At 72.7% G+C, this 20,404-nt stretch carries 13 protein-coding genes; 10 read left to right on the top strand and 3 right to left on the bottom strand.

Features of this window, described 5'->3' with window-relative positions; translation table 11 throughout:
• Positions 1-6 precede the first annotated feature (6 nt).
• From OV207_RS18050 to OV207_RS18030, 5 genes are all read left to right on the top strand, one after another.
• A complete protein-coding gene (locus OV207_RS18050; protein WP_267556399.1) occupies positions 7-1,392 on the top strand; it encodes a sigma-54-dependent transcriptional regulator in 1,386 nt (461 codons plus the stop codon).
• Between the two features lie 33 nt (positions 1,393-1,425).
• Complete coding sequence (locus tag OV207_RS18045; RefSeq protein ID WP_227026985.1) at positions 1,426-2,613, top strand: sensor histidine kinase; 1,188 nt, start codon at positions 1,426-1,428, stop codon at positions 2,611-2,613.
• Positions 2,613-3,314: a response regulator gene (locus OV207_RS18040; RefSeq protein ID WP_267556398.1), complete on the top strand. Its 702-nt coding sequence runs from the start codon at positions 2,613-2,615 to the stop codon at positions 3,312-3,314. Before OV207_RS18045 ends, OV207_RS18040 begins: the two co-directional genes overlap by 1 nt.
• Entirely contained in the window at positions 3,311-4,480 is a 1,170-nt protein-coding gene (locus OV207_RS18035) for a sensor histidine kinase (RefSeq protein WP_267556397.1), read from the top strand. The genes OV207_RS18040 and OV207_RS18035 overlap by 4 nt, the downstream gene beginning before the upstream one ends.
• A gap of 196 nt (positions 4,481-4,676) precedes the next feature.
• A complete protein-coding gene (locus OV207_RS18030) occupies positions 4,677-5,555 on the top strand; it encodes an acyl-CoA desaturase (RefSeq protein WP_267556396.1) in 879 nt (292 codons plus the stop codon).
• A gap of 36 nt (positions 5,556-5,591) precedes the next feature.
• Here the strand turns inward: OV207_RS18030 and OV207_RS18025 are convergent, their stop codons facing one another.
• Positions 5,592-6,191 (bottom strand): hypothetical protein, encoded by a 600-nt coding sequence (locus tag OV207_RS18025; RefSeq protein WP_267556395.1) that lies wholly within the window; start codon positions 6,189-6,191, stop codon positions 5,592-5,594.
• Between the two features lie 247 nt (positions 6,192-6,438).
• Between OV207_RS18025 and OV207_RS18020 the strand changes: the two genes are divergently transcribed.
• Both OV207_RS18020 and OV207_RS18015 read left to right on the top strand, forming a co-directional pair.
• The gene (locus tag OV207_RS18020; RefSeq protein WP_267556394.1) at positions 6,439-7,158 is read left to right on the top strand and encodes a DUF6585 family protein; all 720 of its coding nucleotides are present in this window, start codon (positions 6,439-6,441) and stop codon (positions 7,156-7,158) included.
• Between the two features lie 27 nt (positions 7,159-7,185).
• A complete protein-coding gene (locus OV207_RS18015; RefSeq protein ID WP_267556393.1) occupies positions 7,186-7,683 on the top strand; it encodes a hypothetical protein in 498 nt (165 codons plus the stop codon).
• A gap of 36 nt (positions 7,684-7,719) precedes the next feature.
• Here the strand turns inward: OV207_RS18015 and OV207_RS18010 are convergent, their stop codons facing one another.
• A complete protein-coding gene (locus OV207_RS18010; RefSeq protein ID WP_420715233.1) occupies positions 7,720-13,773 on the bottom strand; it encodes an ATP-binding protein in 6,054 nt (2,017 codons plus the stop codon).
• Between the two features lie 460 nt (positions 13,774-14,233).
• On the opposite strand from OV207_RS18010, the gene OV207_RS18005 reads away from it, so the two are divergent.
• The 3 genes from OV207_RS18005 to OV207_RS17995 are packed head-to-tail and all read left to right on the top strand — an operon-like array spanning position 14,234 to position 19,016.
• Positions 14,234-15,565, top strand: a complete 1,332-nt coding sequence (locus OV207_RS18005; RefSeq protein WP_227026987.1) for a hydroxymethylglutaryl-CoA reductase, degradative — start codon at positions 14,234-14,236, stop codon at positions 15,563-15,565.
• Complete coding sequence (locus OV207_RS18000; protein ID WP_267556392.1) at positions 15,562-17,820, top strand: MMPL family transporter; 2,259 nt, start codon at positions 15,562-15,564, stop codon at positions 17,818-17,820. The genes OV207_RS18005 and OV207_RS18000 overlap by 4 nt, the downstream gene beginning before the upstream one ends.
• The gene (locus OV207_RS17995; RefSeq protein WP_267556391.1) at positions 17,817-19,016 is read left to right on the top strand and encodes a glycosyltransferase; all 1,200 of its coding nucleotides are present in this window, start codon (positions 17,817-17,819) and stop codon (positions 19,014-19,016) included. The genes OV207_RS18000 and OV207_RS17995 overlap by 4 nt, the downstream gene beginning before the upstream one ends.
• On the opposite strand, the gene OV207_RS17990 is transcribed toward OV207_RS17995, so the two are convergent.
• The gene (locus OV207_RS17990; protein WP_193347621.1) at positions 18,956-20,365 is read right to left on the bottom strand and encodes an FAD-dependent oxidoreductase; all 1,410 of its coding nucleotides are present in this window, start codon (positions 20,363-20,365) and stop codon (positions 18,956-18,958) included. The genes OV207_RS17995 and OV207_RS17990 overlap by 61 nt on opposite strands.
• Between the last annotated feature and the right edge of the window lie 39 nt (positions 20,366-20,404).

The following is a 20,404-nucleotide window of genomic DNA, read 5'->3' as shown; positions in this document are numbered from 1 at the left end:
GGACCCATGACCAACGAACGCATCCTGGTGGTGGACGACGAGGTGAATGCACGGCGGGCCATCGCCACGCTCCTCAAGGAGGAGGGCTTCGACGTGCGGGAGGCCGCGGATGGCCAGGACGCCCTGGGGCTGCTCGCGGACTTCGCGCCCTCGGTGGTGCTCACCGACGTGCGCATGCCCCGCATGGACGGGCTCACGTTGATGCGGCGCGCGCGGGAGGGCGGCAGCGACGCGACCTTCGTGGTGATGACGGCGTTCGCTTCGGTGGAAGCGGCGGTGGAGGCGATGCGCGCGGGCGCGGAGAACTACCTCACCAAACCGCTGGACATCAACGCGGTGCTCGTCGTGCTGGGCAAGGCCCTGGAGACGCGCCGGCTCCGGCGTGAAGCCCACCAGCTGCGCGAGCGCGTGGCGGAGCGCTTCCGCGTGGGCAACATCATTGGCGACGCGCCCGAACTCCAGGGCGTCTACAGCCTCATCCACCAGGCGGCGCCCACGAAGGCCACCATCCTCATCCTGGGGGAGAGCGGCACGGGCAAGGAGCTGGTCGCCCAGGCGCTGCACAACCTGAGCCCGCGAAAGGAGCGCCCCTTCGTGAAGGTGCACTGCGCGGCGCTCAGCGAAGGGCTGCTGGAGAGCGAGCTGTTCGGCCACGAGCGGGGCGCCTTCACCGGCGCCATCGCTCGCAAGGAGGGCCGCTTCGAGCTGGCGGACGGCGGCACCCTGTTCCTGGACGAGATTGGCGAGGTCTCCCCGGCCGTGCAGGTGAAGCTGCTGCGCGTGCTGCAGAGCCGCGAGTTCGAACGCGTGGGCGGCACGCAGACGCTGAAGGTGGACGTGCGCATCGTGGCCGCCACCCACCGCGACCTCCAGGCGGAGGTGAAGGCGGGCCGCTTCCGCGAGGACCTCTACTACCGGCTCAACGTGGTGGCGGTGACGCTGCCCCCGCTGCGCCAGCGCAAGGGGGACATCCCCGCGCTGGTGAGCCACTTCCTGGAGCGCTGCAACGCGTCCTATGGCAAGGCGGTGAAGGGGCTGGCCCCCGGCACCCTCCAGGCGCTGATGAGCCACGACTGGCCGGGGAACATCCGCGAGCTGGAGAACGCGGTGGAGCGCGCGGTGGTGCTCGCCCAGGGCGAGGAGCTCACGGCGGACGACCTGCCGCCCGTGCTGCGGGGCCCCCGCCCCAGCGCCGAGTCCATGGAGCGGCTCATCCCCGGCGCCAGCCTGGCCGCCATCGAGCGCGAGGCCATCCTGCGCACCCTGGAGATGGTGCAGGGGTCCACCGCGCGCGCCGCGGAGGTCCTGGGCATCAGCGTGCGGAAGGTCCAATACAAGCTCAAGGCGTACGCCAGCGGCGGCACCGGCGAGGACCCCGCGGATGCCCCGTAGGTCGCACGCCGAGCACGCTGGAAGGGAGCCGCCATGGAGGCCGTGACGGAGAACGTCTTCGAGGAGCTTCAGCACTACGTCGACTTCCGCGACGAGGACGGGGCGGCGCTGCGCGCGCTGCACCCCATCGCGCAGGCGCACTTCGAGCGCATCTCGGACGTGTTCTACCGGCGCATCCTCGAACACCCGGAGGCGCGCAAGGCGCTGGAGGGGGGCGAGAGCCAGGTGGGCCACCTCAAGGTGACGCTCCAGGACTGGATGGGTTCGCTCCTGCTGGGGCCCTGGGACAGGGCGTACTTCGAGCGCCGCTGCCGCATCGGCCGGGTGCACGTGCGCATCAGCCTGCCGCAGCACTACATGTTCGGCGCCATGAACCTGCTGCGCCAGGCGCTGACGGACATCCTGGAGGAGTCGCTGCGCGGGCAGCCCGACGAGGCCGCCCGGCTGCGGCGCGCGCTGGGGAAGATCCTCGACCTGGAGCTGGCCATCATGCTCCACACCTACCGCGAGGACCTGCTCGCCCAGGCCGCGCGCGTCGAACGCCTCGCGACCTTCGGACAGTTGGTGGGCTCCATCGGCCATGAGCTGCGCAACCCCCTGGGCGTCATCGAAACGTCGCTCTTCATCCTCAAGGGGCGCCCCGCCGCGCAGGAGGACCCGCGCGTGGCCAAGCACCTGGAGCGCATTGGCGAACAGGTGGGCGTGGCGAACCACATCGTCACCAGCCTGCTGGACATGATCCGCGCCCGCCCGCTCACCCACGCGCCGGTGCGGCTTACGGAGGTCTGGGCCTCCGCGCTGGCGGCCGTCGCGCCCCCGGAGCACGTGCGCGTGAGCGCCCGGGGACTGGACGCGCTGCCCCCGTTGCAGGGCGACCCGGTGCAGCTGCTCCAGGTCTTCGTCAACCTGCTGGAGAACGCCGTGCAGGCCCTGGGCGGCGCCGCGGGCGAGGTGCGGCTGGAGGCGGGGCTTCAGGAATCCGGCGCGCGGGAGGCGTGGCTCGTGCTGGAGGACAGCGGCCCGGGCCTGGACCCGGCCATCCGGGCGCGCGTCTTCGAACCCCTGATGACCACCCGGGCGCGGGGCCTGGGGTTGGGGCTCGCGCTCGTGCGGCGCATCCTGGAGCGCCACGGGGGCGGCATCGAACATGCTCCGCGCGAGGAGGGGCTCGGCGGGGCGCGCTTCGTGCTGCGCCTGCCCCTGCCACCGGAGGCCCCCTGATGGGCCGCTTCCTCCTGGTGGACGACAACCGGGCCTTCGCGGAGAACCTGGCGGAGATCCTGGAGGACGCGGGCCACGTGGCCACGGTGGCGGTCTCCGGAGAGCAGGCCCTGGAGGCCGTGCGCGCGCGGCGCTACGACGTGCTGCTCACCGACATGCGCATGCCCGGGATGAGCGGCGCCGCGGTGGTGCACCACCTGCGGCGGGTGGACCCGGGGCTCGCGGCCATCGTCATCACGGCGCACCCGGGGGAGGCCGACCTGGCGTGGGCGCGCGACGAGGGCGTGCTCGCGGTGCTGCCCAAGCCCGTGCCCATGCCCGCGCTGGTGGAGCTGCTGTCGCGGGCGCGACGCGACGGGCTGGTGGTGCTGGTGGAGGACGACCCGCACCTGCTGGACAACCTCACGGAGGTGCTGCGCTCCCGGGGCTTCACGGCCGTGTCCGCGCGCTCGGTGCCGGAGGTGGCGCGGCTGGGGAACGTCAGCCCCTTCGCGGCGCTGGTGGACCTGCGCGTGCCGGGCGGCCCCGACGGTGAGGCGCTGCGCCGCGTGCGCGCGCTCTTCCCGGGGCTGACCACCTTCGTGCTCACCGCCCACCCGGACGTGCTGCCCGGGGACTTCGACGGCCGGCTGGTCCGCAAGCCCTTCGACACCGGCGCGCTGCTCGCCGCGCTGGAGCAGGTGCACGGGAGGCGCGGATGAAGCCGGCACGGACACCGGAGGCCCGGACCGCGCACCGCCCCCGCGTGCTGGTGGTGGACGACAACGCGGCCCTGCTGGACAACATGGCGGAGCTGCTCGGGGACGCAGGCTACGAGGTCGCGACCGCGACGAGCTGCGCGGGGGCCCTGGAGCGGGCCCGGGACGGCTTCGACGTGGCGCTGGTGGACGTGCGGCTGCCGGACGGGGAGGGGACTTCGCTCGCGCCCCGGCTCAAGGAGCGCGTCCCGGACGGCGAGGTGGTGCTGCTCACCGGCCTGGGCATGCTGGAGGCGGCGGTGGCCGCGGTGCACGCGGGCGCGTGCGCGTACCTGCTCAAGCCCTGCGCCACGCCGGAGCTGCTGCTCACCCTGGAGCAGGCGCTGCGGCAGGTGCGGCTGCACCGCGAGAAGCGGGAGCTGGCCCGTCGCGCGCAGGTGACGGAGAAGCTGGCGGCGGTGGGCACGCTGACGGCGGGCCTGAGCCATGAGATCCGCAACCCGCTCAACGCCGCCGCATTGCAGCTCACCGTGCTGGAGCGGCGGGTGCGCCGGCTGGAGGAGGGCGCCCAGGGGCCGCTGCTGGAGCCGCTGCTGCTCGTGCGGGATGAGATCCGCCGGTTGAACCACATCCTGGAGGACTTCCTCCAGTTCGCCCGTCCCCGGGAGTTCCAGTCGGACGCGGTGGAGGTGGCGCCCCTGCTCGAGCGGGTGCGCAGCCTGTTGTCGGGGCAGGCGGAGCAGCGGGGCGTGGCGCTGGAGGTGGAGCCCACGCGGGTGACGGCGGTGCGGGGGGATGAGGAGCGCTTGCGGCAGGTGCTGCTGAACCTGGCGCTCAACGCGCTGCAGGCGGCGCCCCCGGGAGGCCGGGTGCGCTTCAGCGCGAGCCCGCGAGGGGATGAGGTCGCGCTGTGCGTGGACGACAGCGGCCCGGGCATCCCCGCCGCCGTGCAGGCCCGCCTCTTCGAGCCCTTCTTCACCACCAAGGCGGGCGGAAGCGGGCTGGGGCTGTCCATCGTGCACGCCATCGTCACGCAGCATGGGGGCACCGTCACGGTGGAGGACGGCCCGCTGGGCGGCGCGCGCCTGACCGTCCAGCTCCCCGTGATGGTGGGCGAGGTCCCCTGGGAGGATGACGTGGCGGGCCCTCCGCGCCCAGGCGGGGCGTAGGCCCCCGGCGATGAAGTCTTATGCGTGCCACGAGGCCCGCGCATCCGCGCACGGCGCGGTGTTGGGAAATGGGGAGGCGCACGGTTAGCAACCGGGCGTGGTCATGGAGCGCCGAAGTGCGTCCCATACGCGGACGCCGAAAGGCAGCATCCCCATGTGGACCGAAACAGCAGCACCCGTAGCAGGACGCCCCCTGGTGCCCCTGTCGGTGGGGCGGGTCCGGTTCGACGTGTTCAAGAGCCTCTGGCTCTGGGCCATGCTGCTCCCCGGCCTCGTCTTCGGCCTCCCCGCCGTGACGCCCGCGCTGCTCGCGGCCTCGCTGGGGATGGCCTTCCTGACGCTGTGCCTGGGCCACTCGGTGGGGCTGCACCGGGGCGTCATCCACCGCGCCTATGAGGCAGGCCCGGTGGTGCGCGGGGCGCTGCTCTACCTCTTCGTGCTGACGGGCCTGGGCGGGCCGCTGTCGTGGGCGCGGCTGCACGCGGTGCGCGACTACTGGCAGAACCAGGAGGACTGCCCGCCGTACTTCGCCTACCGGCACCCGGTGTGGCGCGACTTCGTGTGGAACCTGCACCTGCGCTTCGAGCCGGCGGATGACCGCGCCCTCGCGCGGCTTCCTCCGGGCCTCCTGGAGGACCGGTGGCTGCGGTTCCTGGAGTGGACGTGGCCCCTGCACGTGCTCGCGCTGGCGGCGGTGACGTTCGCGGTGGGGGGGCCGGGCGCGGTGGCGGTCTTCATCTGTGCCCGGACCGCGGTGGGCATCCTGGGACACTGGTTCGTCGGCTACGCCGCGCATGTCTGGGGTGAGCAGCGGCACGTCATCCCGGGGAGCACGGAGAGCGGCACCAATGTCTGGCTTCTGGGCGTCCTGTCGTTTGGCGAAGGCTTCCACAACAACCACCACGCCTTCGCCAGCTCGGCGCGGATGGGGATGCGGGCGGAGGAGCTGGACCTGGGCTGGCTGAGCCTTCGCGGCCTGGAGGCCTGCGGGCTCGTCCACTCGCTCCAGGCCTGGGACCGCCCCCCCGTGAAGGACCGCCAGGCGCATCAGGCCACCCCGGGAGCCACCGGATAGGGCTCCCCGGGGGCCGGCCCGTGAAGCCCGCCCGCGTCAGCGCAGGACGGAGAGGCCTTCCTGGAGGTCCTTGTGCAGGGCCTCGCTCAGGATGAAGCGGCCTCCCTTGCCCACGAGGTGCGGCTTCAGGGTCTTCCCGTAGTCGCCCACCTGGGCATCCGCCTTGACCTCGCGCCAGGTCGCATCGTCCGTGATGAGGGTCTCCACCGCGAGCGTGCCGAACTCCAGCTCGTGGCCCTCCTCGATGAGGATCTTCGCGCTCAGCGTCCCGCCCACGTGCAGCGTGTCCTGGTCGAACGAGTTGGCGTACAGCACGTGCGCCACCTCCAGGTTGCCCGTGACGTGCACCTCCGAGCCGCACACCATGTCCCGGGCGCGCAGGTTTCCCAGGACGTAGAGCTTCGAGAAATCGTCCTCGTTCTCGAACGAGTCCGCCAGGCAGCCGGCGACCGCCATGTCCCCGTTCACGATGACGACCTCGTTGCTGTCGAGCTGGAAGTCGCCCGGCATCGAGAGGGGCCCCCGGTGCATCACGAACTGGAGGTGGTCGTCGTCCTCATCGAACGGGGTCGCGAGGATGTCGGCGAGCAGCTCGTTCGCGCGCTTGCAGTCGATGGGCTCAAAGTCGTTGGACATGGCGGGACTCTAGCGGAGAAGTCCCGCCTTACGGGGGCGATTCGCGGCGCGGCGCCTCAACCCGGTGGCGTTTGGAATCACCGGACTCCGCGAAGAACAAACATAGACGGTCTCAGCGCGTGAGAAGTCGCGAGCTGGACGAAAGACATCGCGTTGACGCATGCGATTGTCTATAGACGCGCGGACTCGTCGCTGAGGCTCACGAAGCCCCGACCCGGACTTATTCCCGGCCCGTCTGGAGGCTTCGTTGAAACGCTCGCACTCGCTCGTCTTCCCTACGTCCGTGCTCTACTGGTTCTTCGCGGGCCTCGCCCTGAGCTACGTGGTGCTGGCGATGCTGCTCGTCCCGGCGTCGGTGCACCTGCTGCCCCGGGACATGGTGGTCGGTCTGCTCCAGAGCCCCATGGGGTTCTTCATCCTGCTGTTTGGCCTGCCCTGCGGCATCTACTTCATTGGCTGGCGGGCCAGTGACCTTTTCGTCTGGCTGCGCGCGCCGCACTCCCTGTCGCTGGACGACGAGGGCCTGCGCGTGGGCGCCCTGCGGATTGCGTGGCGGAACGTGGAGTCGGTCCTGGAGGTCCAGAACCACGACCGGGTCGTGCTGCGCCACCGGGACGGCAGCTACAAGCTGCGGCTGAACCTGTGGAGCGACGCGGAGGCGCTGCACCAGGACGTGATGGAGCACGTGGTGCCGGAGCTGCTGGAGCGCGTGCGCGAGGAGGTCGCGGCGGGGCGGGCGGTGCGCTTCGGGCCGCTGACCCTGGAGGACGCGGGGCTTTCCCACAAGGGCCGGCTGATGCGCTGGGAGGAGATCGAGAGCCTCCGCTTCCAGGACGAGTTCGACCACGGCGTGTCCACCCGCCAGCTGGTCATCGTCGCGCACGGCAAGCCCCGGAAGATCGACGAGGCGAAGATTCCCAACGCGCCAGTGCTGCTGGCCTATCTGTCAGACCGCCTGGCCGGCTGACCTTCACCCCACACCGGGCATCACCTCATGGAAATCTACCGAAACCCCCAGTCGAAGAAGCAGGCTGAACAGCCGCACGCCGTCTACTACTCGCGCCTCAAGCTCATCGCGGGCGCGCTCCTCTGGTCGCTGGCGCTCGCCTTCTTCGGGGCCCTCACGTACCGCTCGCTGGGGGAGACGGGCGCGATGGCCTTCTTCGCTGTCATCACGGCGGGCGCGGGCTGGATGCTCATCACCTGCGTGCGGTGCCTCACCCGGCTGGACACGCCCGCGCTGTTCATCGGCCGGGATGGCATCCGCTTCGCGGACGGCGTGCTCATCGCCTGGGACGAGATGAAGGAGAACGTCTACGTCGACCAGAGCTACATGGGCATCCCCATCCTGAAGCTGGTGCAGGTGAAGACGACCCTGGCGAAGCCCAAGGTGAAGAAGCAGCGCGTCGCCGCGCTCGCCATGGACAGCGACGAATACCTGGCCCTGTGTGACAACTACAGCCAGGGCGTGATGCCGGTCACCACACGCTGAGCAGGGATTGGCGATGTCACCGGGCGGCGCGGGGCCTCACGTCGCGTCCAGCGGGAGCGCCACCGTGAAGGTGGCGCCTCCACCCTGCGTGGGGAGCAGGCGGATGCTCCCGGCGTGGGCCTCCGCGACGTGGCGGGCAATCCACAGGCCCAGCCCGAAGCCGCCGTGGTGGTTCACGGGAGCGGCGCGCTCGAAGCGCCCGAAGATGCGCTCCTGGTCCTCCGGCCCGATGCCCTCGCCGTGGTCCTGGACGGTGATGGTGGCGTGCTCCGCCGCCCGCTCCACGCTCACCACCACCGGCCTGCCCGCTCCGAACTTGAGGGCGTTGTCGAGCAGGCTGTCGATGAGCTGGTGCAGCCGCTCGCGATCGTAGTGGCCCACCACCGGCGCGGGGGCCTTCAAGGTCAGGGCGCAGCCCGCGCGGGCGGCCTTCTCCCGGGACTGCTCCACGACGGTGGCCGTCAGCTCCGCCAGGTCCACGTCCTGCTTCTCCAGCGCCAGTGGACCCGTGACGAACTCCGACACGTCCAGCAGCTGCTCCACCAGGCGCGTGAGGCGCTGGACCTGCTTCTGTGTCGTGCGGGCCTTGTCCCGCAGGACGGCCGGCGACGCCTGGTCGTGGGCTTCGCGGGTGAGGCCCTGGACGTTGAGGGACAGGGCGCTCACGGGCGTGCGCAGCTCGTGGCTGACGAGCCGGAGGAACTCGTCGCGCACGCGCACGGACTCGCGCAGCGACTCCTTCTCGAACTCGTCGCGCACCACCTTGCGGCGCACGCGGGCCATGTCCAACTGGGTGCGCACCCGCACCAGCAGCTCGCGCGAGGAGAAGGGCTTCACCAGGTAGTCATCCGCCCCGGTGCGCAGGCCCTCCACCGTGGCCTCGTCGCCCGCCCGCGCGGAGAGCAGGATGATGGGGATGGCGCGCGTGCGCTCATCGGCGCGCAGGGCGCGCACCAGGCCGAAGCCATCCATCCTCGGCATCATCACGTCGGAGAGGATGAGGTCCGGCGGCCGGACGCGGATCCGCTCCAGCGCCTCCAGCCCGTCCGTGGCGGTGTCGATGTCGGGGAAGCCCTGCCGCAGCAGCCCGGCGACGTAGGCGCGCAGGTCGGCGTTGTCGTCCACCAGCAGGATGCGGGACCGCGCCAGCTCCGGGGGCACCTCCAGCGCCGGGCCCCGTGACTCCAGGATGTCCGACGTGCCCATCCCCGCGGTCTCCGACGACCAGCGCCGGGCCTCCTCGACGAAGGGCTCGGCGCCGGTGGCGGCCACGCGGCGGGGGGCCTCCCGCTCGACGCGCTCCGCGGGCAGGTGGGCGAAGCCCTTCGGCAGCCGCACGGTGAAGGTGGTGCCCTCCCCGAGCGTGCTCGCCACCAAGACGGTGCCCCCGTGCAGCTTCACCAGCTCCTGCACCAGCGCGAGCCCGATGCCCGTCCCTTCGTGGCTGCGGCCCTGGGTGGCGCGGACGCGGTAGAAGCGCTCGAAGATGCGCGGCAGCTCCTCCCGTGGGATGCCCACCCCGGTGTCCTGGACGGTGAGGACCGCCTGCGTACCCTCCCACTGGAGCCGCACGCGGATCTCCCCCTGGTGGGTGTACTTCACCGCGTTGGACAGCAGGTTGAGGACAACCTTCTCCCACATCTCCGGATCGACGTAGAGGGGCTCGGGCAGGGGCGGGCAGTCCACCACCAGCCGGAGGCCCGCGCTCTCCACCGCGGACTGGAAGGCGCTCGCGAGGCTCGTGGTGAAGGCCGCCAGGTCCGTGGGCAGGTAGCGGGCCTGGGCGCGCCCCGCCTCCATGCGGGAGAAGTCGAGCAGGGTGTTGACCAGCTTGTAGAGCCGCAAGGCATTGCGGCGCACCAGGTCCAGCGGCTCTCCGTCCAGCGACTTCGTCGCCTTGGCCAGCGCGTCCTCGACGGGGCCGAGGATGAGCGTGAGCGGCGTCCTGAACTCGTGGCTCACGTTGCTGAAGAACGCGGTCTTCGCCTGGTCCAACTGCGCCAGCTCCTCCGCGCGCTGCTTCTCCTGCTCATAGGACCGCGCGCTGGTGATGCTGGCGGCCAGCTGCCGCGCCAGCAGCTGCAGGAAGCCGCGGTACTCGTCGTCCAGCGCCCGCAGGGGGCTCAGGCCCGCCACCAGCACGCCGGTGGTGTCGGCGTCCGCGCCCATGGGCACCGGCAGGACGAGGGCGCGCGTCGTGGGCTCCGGCCAGGGCCCGCCGGTGAGGGGCCCGAAGCGGCGGGCCAGGTCCTCCACCAGGGCCTCCTGCCGCGAACGCGCGACGCTGGCGAGCGGCCAGGCCCGCGCGTCGTCCAGGCGCGACTCCAGGGGCGCGGCGGGCACGCCCCGGGCGAGGCCCGCGCAGCTCACCAGGCGGGCCGTGTCATCCTTGACGACGTAGAGGAGCGCGAAGGGCAGGTCGTGGCCCGCGTTCGTGAGCACGTCCTCCAGCGAGCGGAAGATGGCCTCCACCTTCTTGTCGAGCGCCGTCCGGATGGACAGCTCCCGGAGGATGGCGAGCCGGCGGTCCCCCACCACCTGCCGCGTCGTCTCGCTCGCGATGGCGAAGAGGCCCGCGATCTCCCCCGACTCACCGATGGTCGGGTTGTAGGACCAGGTGAAGTAGGACTCCTCGCGCAGGCCGCCCGGCCGGCGCGCGAAGTTGACGTTCCCGTCCTGGATGAAGAGGGGCTCGCCCGTTTCGTGGACGCGCTTCATCAGGGGGCCCAGCTGGGCCCACTCCTCGGCGAGCGCTTCGTGCCCCCGGGCGCCCACCGTCCCCGGGTGCTTCGCGCCCAGGATGGGGCGGAACGGGTCGTTGTAGAGCATGCGCAGCTCCGGACCCCAGAAGAGGATGATGGGGTAGGGCGAGCGCAGCATGGTGCTGACGGAGGTGCGCAGCGACTGGGGCCAGCCTTCCAGCGGGCCCAGCGAGTTCGTGGACCAGTCGAAGGCGCGCATGAGGCCGCCCATCTCTCCGCCTCCCTGGATGAAGGACTCGTCCTGCCCCCGTCGCGACGGGGCCGGGGAGGGCTGGTGCCGCTCGGGCCACGCCGCGGGCGACACCGCCCGCCGCTCCGGTTCGGCAGGAAGGGAGAACCAGAAGGTGCTGCCCCGGCCCTCCTCGCTCTCCACCCAGATGCGCCCCCCGTGGCCCTCCACGATGCCCTTCGCGATGGAGAGGCCCAGGCCGTGGCCCTCCCGCTGCTTCTGGGCCGCGTGCCAGTAGCGGTCGAAGATATGGGATTGCACCCCTGGCGCGACGCCCGGGCCGGTGTCCGCCACGCCGAAGCGCACGTCCCGGCTCCCGGCCTGCGTCTCCACCCGCAGGCCCACGCTGCCGCCGTGCGGCGTGAACTTGATGGCGTTGGAGAGCAGGTTGCCGAGCGTCTGGAGGATGCGCTCCTTGTCGCACCGCAGGACGAGCCCCGGCGCCATGTCCACGGTGAAGCGCAGGCCCTTGTCGGCCGCCTGGGGCGCGAAGAGCTCCCGCGTCTCCCGGACGAGCTCCTCCACCGTCTGGGGGTGCACGTCGATGGAGAGCGTGCCCGCGTCGATGCTCGCCAGGTCGAGCAGGTCCGCGATGAGCAGGTTCATGCGGCCCACCGAGCGCCGGATGGCGTCGGTGTGCTTGCGCAGCCGCGTCTCCCGCTCGTCGTTGCCCAGGGCCCGCTGGAGCAGCTCCGCCGACGTGCCGATGGCGGTGAGCGGGGAGCGCAGGTCGTGGCTGACGACGGCGAGCGTCTCCTCGCGGGCGCGGGTGGCCCGCCGGGACGCCTCCAGCAGGCGGGCGGTCTCCTGCGCGTGCATGCGCTCCGCGCGCAGGGCCTCCTGCCGCAGCCGGGACACGGTGAGCTGCGCGTTGACGCGCGCGAGCAGCTCGTTGGAGGAGAAGGGCTTGACCAGGTACTCGTCCGCGCCGCTGCGCAGGCCCTCGATGGTGGCCTCCTCCCCCGCGCGGGCGGAGAGGAGCACCAGCGGGATGGTCCGGGTGCGCTCGTCCTGGCGCAGGGCCTGGATCAGCTCCATGCCGTTCATCCCGGGCATCATCACGTCGGAGAGGATGAGGTCGGGCGGGTTCGCCCGGGCCGCGGCGAGCGCCTGGAGGCCGTGGGTCGCCGTCTCCACGCTCCAGTGCGGCGCCAGCAGGCGCGTGAGGTAGTGGCGCATGTCGGCGTTGTCGTCCGCCACCAGGATGCGGGTCTTCGCCTGGACGGAGGCGGAGGGCGTCCAGGCGGGGGCCGGCGTCGCGGCGGGAGCCCCGGCCGTGTCCCACTGGGACAGCTCCGCGAGGAACGCCTCGGCCTCGCGGCTCGCGGCGACGTGCGTCCCGTCCCCGCCCGCGCGCCCTTCGGGCAGGTGCGCGCAGCCCGTGGGCAGGCTCACCGTGAAGGTGGCTCCCTCGCCGGGACGGCTTCGCACGCTCACGGTGCCGCCCTGGAGCTTCACCAGCTCCCGCACCAGGGCCAGCCCGATGCCCGTCCCTTCGTGGCTGCGGCCCCGGGCGCCCTCCACGCGGTGGAAGCGGTCGAAGATGCGGGGCAGCTCCGCCTCCGGGATGCCCACGCCGGTGTCCTGGACGCGGAGGTCCACGCGCGTGTCCTCCCACCGGAGCGCGACGCTTATCTCCCCCTCGAAGGTGAACTTGAAGGCGTTGGAGACGAGGTTGAGGACAACCTTCTCCCACATCGTCGGGTCGACGTGGACGGCCTCGGGCAGGGGCGGACAGTCCACCACCAGCCGGAGGCCCGCGGCCGTCATCGCCGAATCGAAGCTGCTGGCCAGGTCCCGGGTCAGCGCGGACAGGTCCGTGGGGGCGAAGGAGGCCTGGGTGCGGCCCGCTTCGATGCGGGCGAAGTCGAGCAGGGTGTTGACGAGCTTCTGGAGCCGCAGGCCGTTGCGGCGCACCAGCTCCTGACGCTCGCGCTGCGGCGGTGGCAGGGGCGCGGCGGCGTCCGCGAGCCCGTCCTCGATGGGCCCCAGCATGAGGGTGAGGGGCGTGCGGAACTCGTGGCTGACGTTGCTGAAGAAGGTCGTCTTCGCGCGGTCCAGCTCCGCCAGCGCCTCCGCGCGCTTTGTCTCCTCCTCGTACGCCCGGGCGCTGGCGAGCGAGGCGGCGAGGTTGCCGGTCACCAGCTCCAGGAACTCGCGGTACTTCGGATCGCGTCCGAGCAGGGGGGCGAGGCCCACCACGAAGAGCCCCGCGGGCTTCACGTCGCCCGGCCGGACCACCGGCATCACGAGCGCGGAGGTGGCAATGGGCAGGCCCTCGCGTGAGGGCAGGGCGCCGAAGCGCTCCTCCAGCCCGTCCACCTGCTCCGGACGGCCCGCGTCCACGACCGGGGTGAAGGGCCACGGGGCCGCGCCCAGCTCCACCCGGGGGGGCCAGGCCGGGCCGCTCGCGTCGGGGTGGGTGTGGGCCGCCAGGTGGGCGCCGCTCCCCTGCGCATCCAGCAGGTAGAGCGCGGCGAAGGGGATGTCCCAGGGGTCCTCCGACAGGGCCTCCAGCGCCCTGGCGCAGGCGTCCGCGACGCTCTGGGTGCCCGTCGTGCGGGCCGTCATCTTCTGCAGCAGGGTGATGCGGCGCGCGTTCAGGACCTGGGCCGTGGTCTCCAGGACGACGGTGAAGATGCCGCCCACGCCGCCGCTCTCGTCGCGGATGGGGCTGTAGGAGAAGGTGAAGTAGCTCTCCTCGGTGAAGCCGTGCCGGTCGACGAGCAGGAACTGGTCCTCCGACCAGGTCGCCTCGCCCCGGGCGAGCACCCCTTCGAGCATGGGGCCGATGATGTTCCAGATCTCCGGCCAGCACTCCTGGCCGCGCTGCCCCACCGAGCGCGGGTGCTTGTTGCCGAGGATGGACGCGTACGCGTCGTTGTAGAGCATCACCATGTCCGCGCCCCACCACACCAGGATGGGGGAGCGGCTGTTCAAGCAGGTGCTCACCGTCGTGCGCAGCGACTGGGGCCACGCGCTCACGGGCCCGAGCGCCGTCGCGGACCAGTCCTTCGCGCGCATGAGGGCGCCCATCTGCCCGCCGCCGCCGAGCACCTCCGCGGTGTCATCGCGTGACGCAGACGGGGAGGCGTCCACGCGGGAGCTTCCCTGAGGCGCGCGGGAGTCGGTGCCGTGGCTCATGTCCGGAGCGTTAACACACCTCCACCGGACGGGACCCGGGGAGGACGCGCGCAAGCCGTGCCCCCCTGCGGACCGCTGCTCCCCTGGCCCCTCTCCGTCCGCGCATGCTGACAAGTCAACGTTCGACGTGGCCGGAGGAACAATGCGGCGCGCGGTCCAAGCGAGCCTGGGCCTCCCCTGGCGAAGGACGTCCCCCGCTGAAGGGCGCGCCTCCCGGAAGGTGGCCTCTCGCACCGGAGGGAGGGGCGGCTGCCTCCGCAAAGGCCAGCGGTCCACAACCGCGGGCCGTGCCGTCCGGTCCTGGACCGCCCTGAAGGATGAACTGCCCCGGTCCCCCTGCCCGGGGCCCCTGGCCGTCACCAGTTCCCTGGGGCGTCACGGGTCCAGGGGCGGGGGGCATCACATGGCGGATGGGATGGACGATGGATTGCCGGCGGTTCCACCGGACCTGCCGTCCTCACGCCTGCCGGGCTTCCACCGCCTGGGCGTGGACGAGCGCTGGCGGGAGCTGGCCCGGCGCGGGGACGTCTCCGCCGAGGAGCTGCACGTGCTGCGGGCGCTCGGCGCGCCGTCGTTCGACGTCGTCAACCAGATGATCGAGAACGCGGTGGGGGTGTTCGCCCTGCCGCTGGGGCTGGGCCTGAACCTCACCGTCAACGGGCGCGACCACCTGGTGCCCATGGCGGTGGAGGAGCCGTCGGTGGTGGCCGCGGTGTCCTACGCGGCGAAGGTGGTGCGCCACGCGGGCGGCTTCAGCGCGGACGCGGACGCGTCGATGATGATCGCCCAGGTGCAGCTGACCCGCTACGGCTCGCCGGAGCTCGCGCGCGAACGGCTGCTGGCGAACCGGGAGCCGCTGCTGGCCCTGGCGAACAGCATCCACCCGGCGCTCCAGCGGCGGGGCGGCGGCGCGCGCGACGTGCAGGTGCGCGTCCTGCCCGCGCCGGAGGGACCGCAGGGCGAGCCGCTCTTTATTGTCCACCTGCTGGTGGACACCCAGGAGGCCATGGGCGCCAACCTGCTCAACACCATGGCGGAGGGGGTGGCGCCGTTCATCGAACAGCTCACCGGGGGCCGCGTCTTCGTGCGCATCCTGTCCAACCTGGCCGACCAGCGGCTGGCGCGCGCGTCGTGCCGCATCCCGCTGGCCGCGCTGGCGGACTTCGACCTGCCGGGCGAGGACATCGCCGAAGGCATCCTCCAGGCCAGCCGCTTCGCCGAAGCGGACCCCTACCGCGCGGCCACGCACAACAAGGGCGTGATGAATGGGATTGACGCGGTGGCCATCGCCACGGGGCAGGACTGGCGGGCCATCGAGGCGGGCGCGCACGCCTATGCGTGCCGCACGGGCCGCTACGGGCCGCTGTCGCGCTGGACGCTGGAGCAGGGGCACCTGGTGGGGCGCATCGAGCTGCCGCTGGCGCTGGGCATGGTGGGCGGGCCCATCAAGGTGCACCCCGGCGCGCAGCTGGGGCTCAAGCTGCTGCGCGTCTCCACCGTGCGCGAATTGGCCATGGTGTTCGCGTCGGTGGGGCTGGCGCAGAACTTCGCGGCGGTGCGCGCGCTGGGTTCGGTGGGCATCCAGAAGGGGCACATGGCGCTGCACGCGCGGTGCGTCGCGGTGACGGCGGGCGCGCGGGGCCTGGACGTGGAGAAGGTGGCGCGGCTCCTGGTGGAGCGCGGCAGCGTCAAGGTGGAGACCGCGCGGGAGATCCTCGCGTCCTGCCAGGAAGTCCCCGCGCCATGAGCGAACCGACCCGCGCCTCACCGTCCCTGTTCACCCGGCTGGCCCGGGGGGTGTACCGGCACTGGAGGCGGGTGCTGGTGGGCGGCGCGGTGCTCCTGGCGCTGGCCGTGTGGGGGCTGCTCCAGGGCGGCCACCTGACGACGGGCACCATCGAGGGCATCGAGTCCTCGCGGGCGGAGGCGCTGGCGCGGGGCGCCGCCGCGGGGTCGAACGACCAGACGCTGGCGGTCATCTTCCACCACGACGCCTGGACGGCGGACGACCCGCGCTTCTCCCAGGCGGTGGCGTCGGTGCTGGAGCGCGTGGCCCGGCTGCCGGAGGTCGAAGCGGTGGTGTCTCCCGTGGGAGCGCCGGAGGCCTTCCGGGCCCGCTTCGTGGCGGCGACGGGGCACGACCTGCTGGCGCTGGTGCGACTGAAGGGCGGTGAGCGTGAGGCGACGGCCGCGTTCCCCACCGTGCGCGCCGCGCTGGAGGACCCGCGCCTTGAGACGACGCTCACCGGCAAGGTGGCCTTCCTGCATGCGCTGAACACGCTGCTGGAGCACGACCTGCTCCGCGCGGAGCTGCTCTCCTTCCCGCTGGCGCTGCTGGTGTTGCTGTGGGTGTTCCGCACCGTGGTGGCGGCCATGCTGCCGCTGGTGGTGGGCGGGCTGGCGGTGCTCTGCGGCGTGGCGGGCGTGCTGCTGCTGTCGCGGTACACGAACATGGCCCAGTACACGCTCAACGTGGTGTCGCTCATCGGGCTGGGCGTGGCCATCGACTACTCGCTCTTCATCGTGAGCCGCTTCCGCTCCGAACTGGCGGACGGCCTGACGACGCAGCAGGCCCTGGAGCGCACCCTGGACACCGCGGGCCGCGCGGTGGCGTTCTCCGGGCTCGCCGTCACGGTGGGGCTGGGGGGGCTGCTCTTCTTTCGCGGCTCGTACCTGAGCGCCATGGGGCTGGGGGGCGCGCTGGTGGTGGCCTTCGCGGTGCTCTTCGCGCTCACCGTGCTGCCCGCGCTGCTCTCCTGGCTGGGGCCGAGGGTGAACAGGGGACGGCTGCCCTTCGCCCGCGTCGAGCGGCGCGGCGGCCTCTGGCACGCCCTGGCCACCTGGGTGATGCGGCATCCCTGGTGGGTGCTGCTGCCCACCCTGACGCTGCTGCTCGCCATGGGGCTGCCGTTCCGGCGGCTGGAGCTGGCGGCCACGGACATCACGGCGCTGCCGCGGGGCACCGAAGCGCGCCAGGGCGCCCAGACGCTGGCCCGGTTGTTCCCGCGCGAGGCCGCCACGCGGGTGCTGGTGGCGGTGGAGTTCCCCTCGGGCAATCCCCTCACGCCGGAGCGCGCGGGCGCCCTCTTTGATGCCAGCCGGAGGTTCGCCTCCCTGCCGGGCGTGGTGGGCGTGGAGAGCGCGGTGGACCTGGGGCCGGGCATGGACCGGGCCACCGTGCAGCGGATGGCGGGCGCGCCCCCCCAGGCCCTGCCGGCGGAGCTCCAGGCCGCGCGCGCCGCGTACCTCACCGGGAACGTGGCGGTGTTGCAGGTGCTGACGTCCTTCGCGCCCAGCAGCCGCGAGGCGCGGGAGCTGGTGCGGACGCTGCGCGAGGAGCGCTCCGTGGGGGACGGGCGCTTCGTGGTGGGCGGACAGACGGCCACGGACGTGGACGCGGCGGCCTTCGTGAAGCAGCACACGCCCGCGGCGGTGGGCTTCGTGATGGGGATGACGTGCGTGGTGCTCTTCGTGCTCCTGCGCTCCGTGCTGCTGCCGCTCAAGGCGCTCCTGATGAACCTGCTGTCGCTGGCGGGCTCGTTCGGGGCGCTGGTGTGGATCTTCCAGGAGGGGCACCTGCAAGGGCTGCTGCGCTTCGAGCCGGGGCCCATCGAACCGTCGCTGCCCATCCTGTTGTTCTGCGCCCTGTTCGGCCTGTCCATGGACTACGAGGTGCTGCTGCTCAGCCGCATCCGCGAGGAGTGGCTGCGCACGGGGGACAACACCCACGCGGTGGCCGAGGGGCTGGAGCGGACCGGCGGGCTCATCACCAGCGCGGCGGCCATCATGGTGGCGGTGTTCGCGGCCTTCTCGCTGGCGTCGGTGGTGGTGGTGAAGGCGATGGGGCTGGGCATGGCCATCGCGGTGGCGCTGGATGCCACGCTGGTCCGGGTGCTCATCGTGCCTTCGATGATGCGCCTGATGGGGGACCTGAACTGGTGGGGGCCGGGCCACTCCGGCCGCGCGCGGGCGCGGATGAAGCAGCGGGAGGTGGTGCCATGAGCTGGCGCGACGGCGCGTGGGTGGCGGCGGGGGCGGCGGGGCTGGGCCTGCTGGTCCACGGGCACCTGGCGTTGATGGCCGGCCTGCGGCGGCGCCCATCGCCGGCCCCGAAGCCGTTCGAGCCGCCGTCGGTGACGGTCATCCGCCCCATCCGGGGCCTGGACGTGGAGGCGCGGTGGAACGTGCGCGCGCTGCTCGACCTGGACTACCCCGGGGAGTGGGAGGCCCTCTTCGTCTTCGACAGCGAGGACGACCCGGCGTTCGCCCTCACGCGGGAGGAGCTGCGCACGCACCCGACGCGCGCGAAGCGGGTGGCGCTGCTCGTGGCGGGCGAGCCTCCGCCCGGCCTGACGGGCAAGATCAACGCCATGCGGCTGGGGGTGGCGCACGCCAGGTGCACGCTGCTGGCCTTCAACGATTCGGACACGCGGCCCGCGCCCGGGGGGCTCACGGCGCTGGTGGGGGCGCTGCTGGAGGATGCCCGGACGGGCGCCACGTTCGCGCCCGTCTACGCGGCGGCGGACGCGCCCCTGGCGGGGGACGTGGGCTACGGGCTGCTGGTGAACGCGTGGTACGGCGCGTCGGTGGCGCGCACGGCGCGAGCGGACGGCGCGCTGCCCTTCATCATGGGGCAGTTGATGGTCTTCCGCCGGGAGGCGCTCGCGGCCATCGGGGGCGTGGAGTCCGCCGCCGGCCAGTTCGTGGACGACATGTACCTGGGGCGCCGGCTGCACGAGGCCGGGTGGAAGAACCGCGTCATCCACGCGCCCCTGCGCATCGTCACGGGCCAACTGGGGCTGCGCGCGTTCCTGCGCATCTTCCGGCGGTGGATGCTCTTCTCGGAGTCCGGCCTGCCCTGGGACTTCAGGCGGCCCAACTGGGTGCGCGGGGTGGTGGGCTGGGTCGCGTGGGGGGGCCTGCTGGGGGCGGTGGCGCGGAGGGCCTGGGGCCGCGCGGCGGTGGCGGCGCTGCCCATTGGCTTCTCCGTGTGGAGCCAGCTCGCGCTCCAGCGGGCCTGCCACGGGCCGCGCGTCGCGCCCCGGCACCTCTGGGTTCCGGCCGTGCTGCCGCTGCTGGCGGCGGGGGTGGCGCTGTCCGCGCGGCTGTCGCGCCAGGTGGACTGGCGCGGCCGGGGCTACCGGTTGGATGCGAAGGCGCGCCTGGGGGAGGCCCAGCCGGCCCGGGCCAGCCTGTAGACGGGACGGCGGACGCGACGATGCAGCCAGCTCCCCATCTGCTCCATCGCGCTGGCCAGGGTGCCCCGCAGGGGCGGGCCCGCCGAGCGCAGCAGGGGCCCGGCGGAGCGCAGCCGGCGGCCCCGGCCCAGCGGCGAGAACATCGCGATGAAGGCGTGCCCGACGACGCGCAGGTACTCGCGCGCCATCACCCGCATGCGCGGCTCCTCGGAGGAGAGCAGGGCCATGGAGGCGCGCGCGCCGCGCGGGCTGTGCTCCCAGTAGTGCAGCAGGCCCATGCGCAGCGCCCGCATGCCTTCGTCCTGTCCGGCGAAGGCGCTGTAGAGCGCGGACGCGAGCGCGACGCGGGTGCGCTGCGCGGGCCGCCGCTCGTTCGCGTAGCGCTCGAGCGCCCGCGCGATGTGGCCCGGGTGGCGGTGCAGGGCCTCCTGGAGGGCGCGCGCGTCGTGGAAGCAGGACGCCATGCCGCTGGCGGTGAGCGGATGGCAGCACGCGGCGGCGTCGCCCACGAGCACGGCGCTCCCCGCCCAGACGGTCTCCGCCAGCCAGTCGTCATTGGAGGCCATGCGCGGCGCGGGGCGCTGCTCCAGCGCCTGTTGGACCTCCGCCCCCAGCCTCCGGGGCAGGGCGAGCAGCAGCTCCGGCCGCGCCTTCAGCGTCTGGGCGGTGCTGCCCAATGGAAGGTCCACCATCACCCGCGCCACGCCGGGCTGGATGGCATAGGCCAGCGCGTGCACGGGGCCGCCCACGAACTGGTGGCCATGTTCGGGGTGGGGCAGGCAGGCGCTGTCCACGGTGACGCCCAGCATGGTGGAGAGGCGCTGGTGGTGTTCGGCGATGCCCAGCATCCGCCGCACGGGCGACGCGCGTCCGTCCGCGGCCACGAGCAGGCGGGTGTGGACCGTGTGCTCGACGCCCTGGTAGCAGAAGCGCAGCCGGACGCCCCGCGCATCGTTGTGGTCCACGGCCGTCACGCGGGCCCGCGAGTACACGGTGACGTTGTGCCGCCGGCCCACCGACTCCAGGAGGGGGACGGTGAGGGTGGCGTGTTCGAGCGACAGCCCGGTGACACCCCGACCGTAGGGCAGGAGGAGGGTGCGGGCAGGGGCATGGAAGCGCACCGCGAAGCCGCGCACCGGCTGGGACACCCAGGCGTCCACGACGTCCCCGAAGCCCAGGGCGTGCAGGTCCCGCACCCCGGTGGGGTGGAGCAGCTCGCCCGCGAGCTGCTTGTGGCGGTCCACGCCCGCGTCCACCAGCAGCACGGCCAGCCCCAGTTCGGCGAGCGCCGCCGCCACCGCGCATCCCGCGGGCCCGCCACCGGCAATCACCACGTCGACTTCGTCCACGCTTGCCCCCCACCGGTCATGGAGCCATCCGTCTGTCAT

The sequence above is a fragment of the Corallococcus sp. BB11-1 genome (genome assembly GCF_026626625.1).
GTDB classification, from domain to species: Bacteria; Myxococcota; Myxococcia; order Myxococcales; family Myxococcaceae; genus Corallococcus; species Corallococcus soli.
This window is presented reverse-complemented; position numbering and strand designations above follow the sequence as displayed.

What these genes read in the sequence shown, in the direction of transcription:
- OV207_RS18050 (WP_267556399.1), top strand. Translation starts at nt 7, where the DNA reads ATGACCAACGAACGCATCCTGGTGGTGGACGACGAGGTGAATGCACGG.
- OV207_RS18005 (WP_227026987.1), top strand. Translation starts at nt 14,234, where the DNA reads ATGGACGATGGATTGCCGGCGGTTCCACCGGACCTGCCGTCCTCACGC.
- OV207_RS18015 (WP_267556393.1), top strand. Translation starts at nt 7,186, where the DNA reads ATGGAAATCTACCGAAACCCCCAGTCGAAGAAGCAGGCTGAACAGCCG.
- OV207_RS18025 (WP_267556395.1), bottom strand. Translation starts at nt 6,191, where the DNA reads ATGTCCAACGACTTTGAGCCCATCGACTGCAAGCGCGCGAACGAGCTG.
- OV207_RS18035 (WP_267556397.1), top strand. Translation starts at nt 3,311, where the DNA reads ATGAAGCCGGCACGGACACCGGAGGCCCGGACCGCGCACCGCCCCCGC.
- OV207_RS17995 (WP_267556391.1), top strand. Translation starts at nt 17,817, where the DNA reads ATGAGCTGGCGCGACGGCGCGTGGGTGGCGGCGGGGGCGGCGGGGCTG.
- OV207_RS18045 (WP_227026985.1), top strand. Translation starts at nt 1,426, where the DNA reads ATGGAGGCCGTGACGGAGAACGTCTTCGAGGAGCTTCAGCACTACGTC.
- OV207_RS18040 (WP_267556398.1), top strand. Translation starts at nt 2,613, where the DNA reads ATGGGCCGCTTCCTCCTGGTGGACGACAACCGGGCCTTCGCGGAGAAC.
- OV207_RS18000 (WP_267556392.1), top strand. Translation starts at nt 15,562, where the DNA reads ATGAGCGAACCGACCCGCGCCTCACCGTCCCTGTTCACCCGGCTGGCC.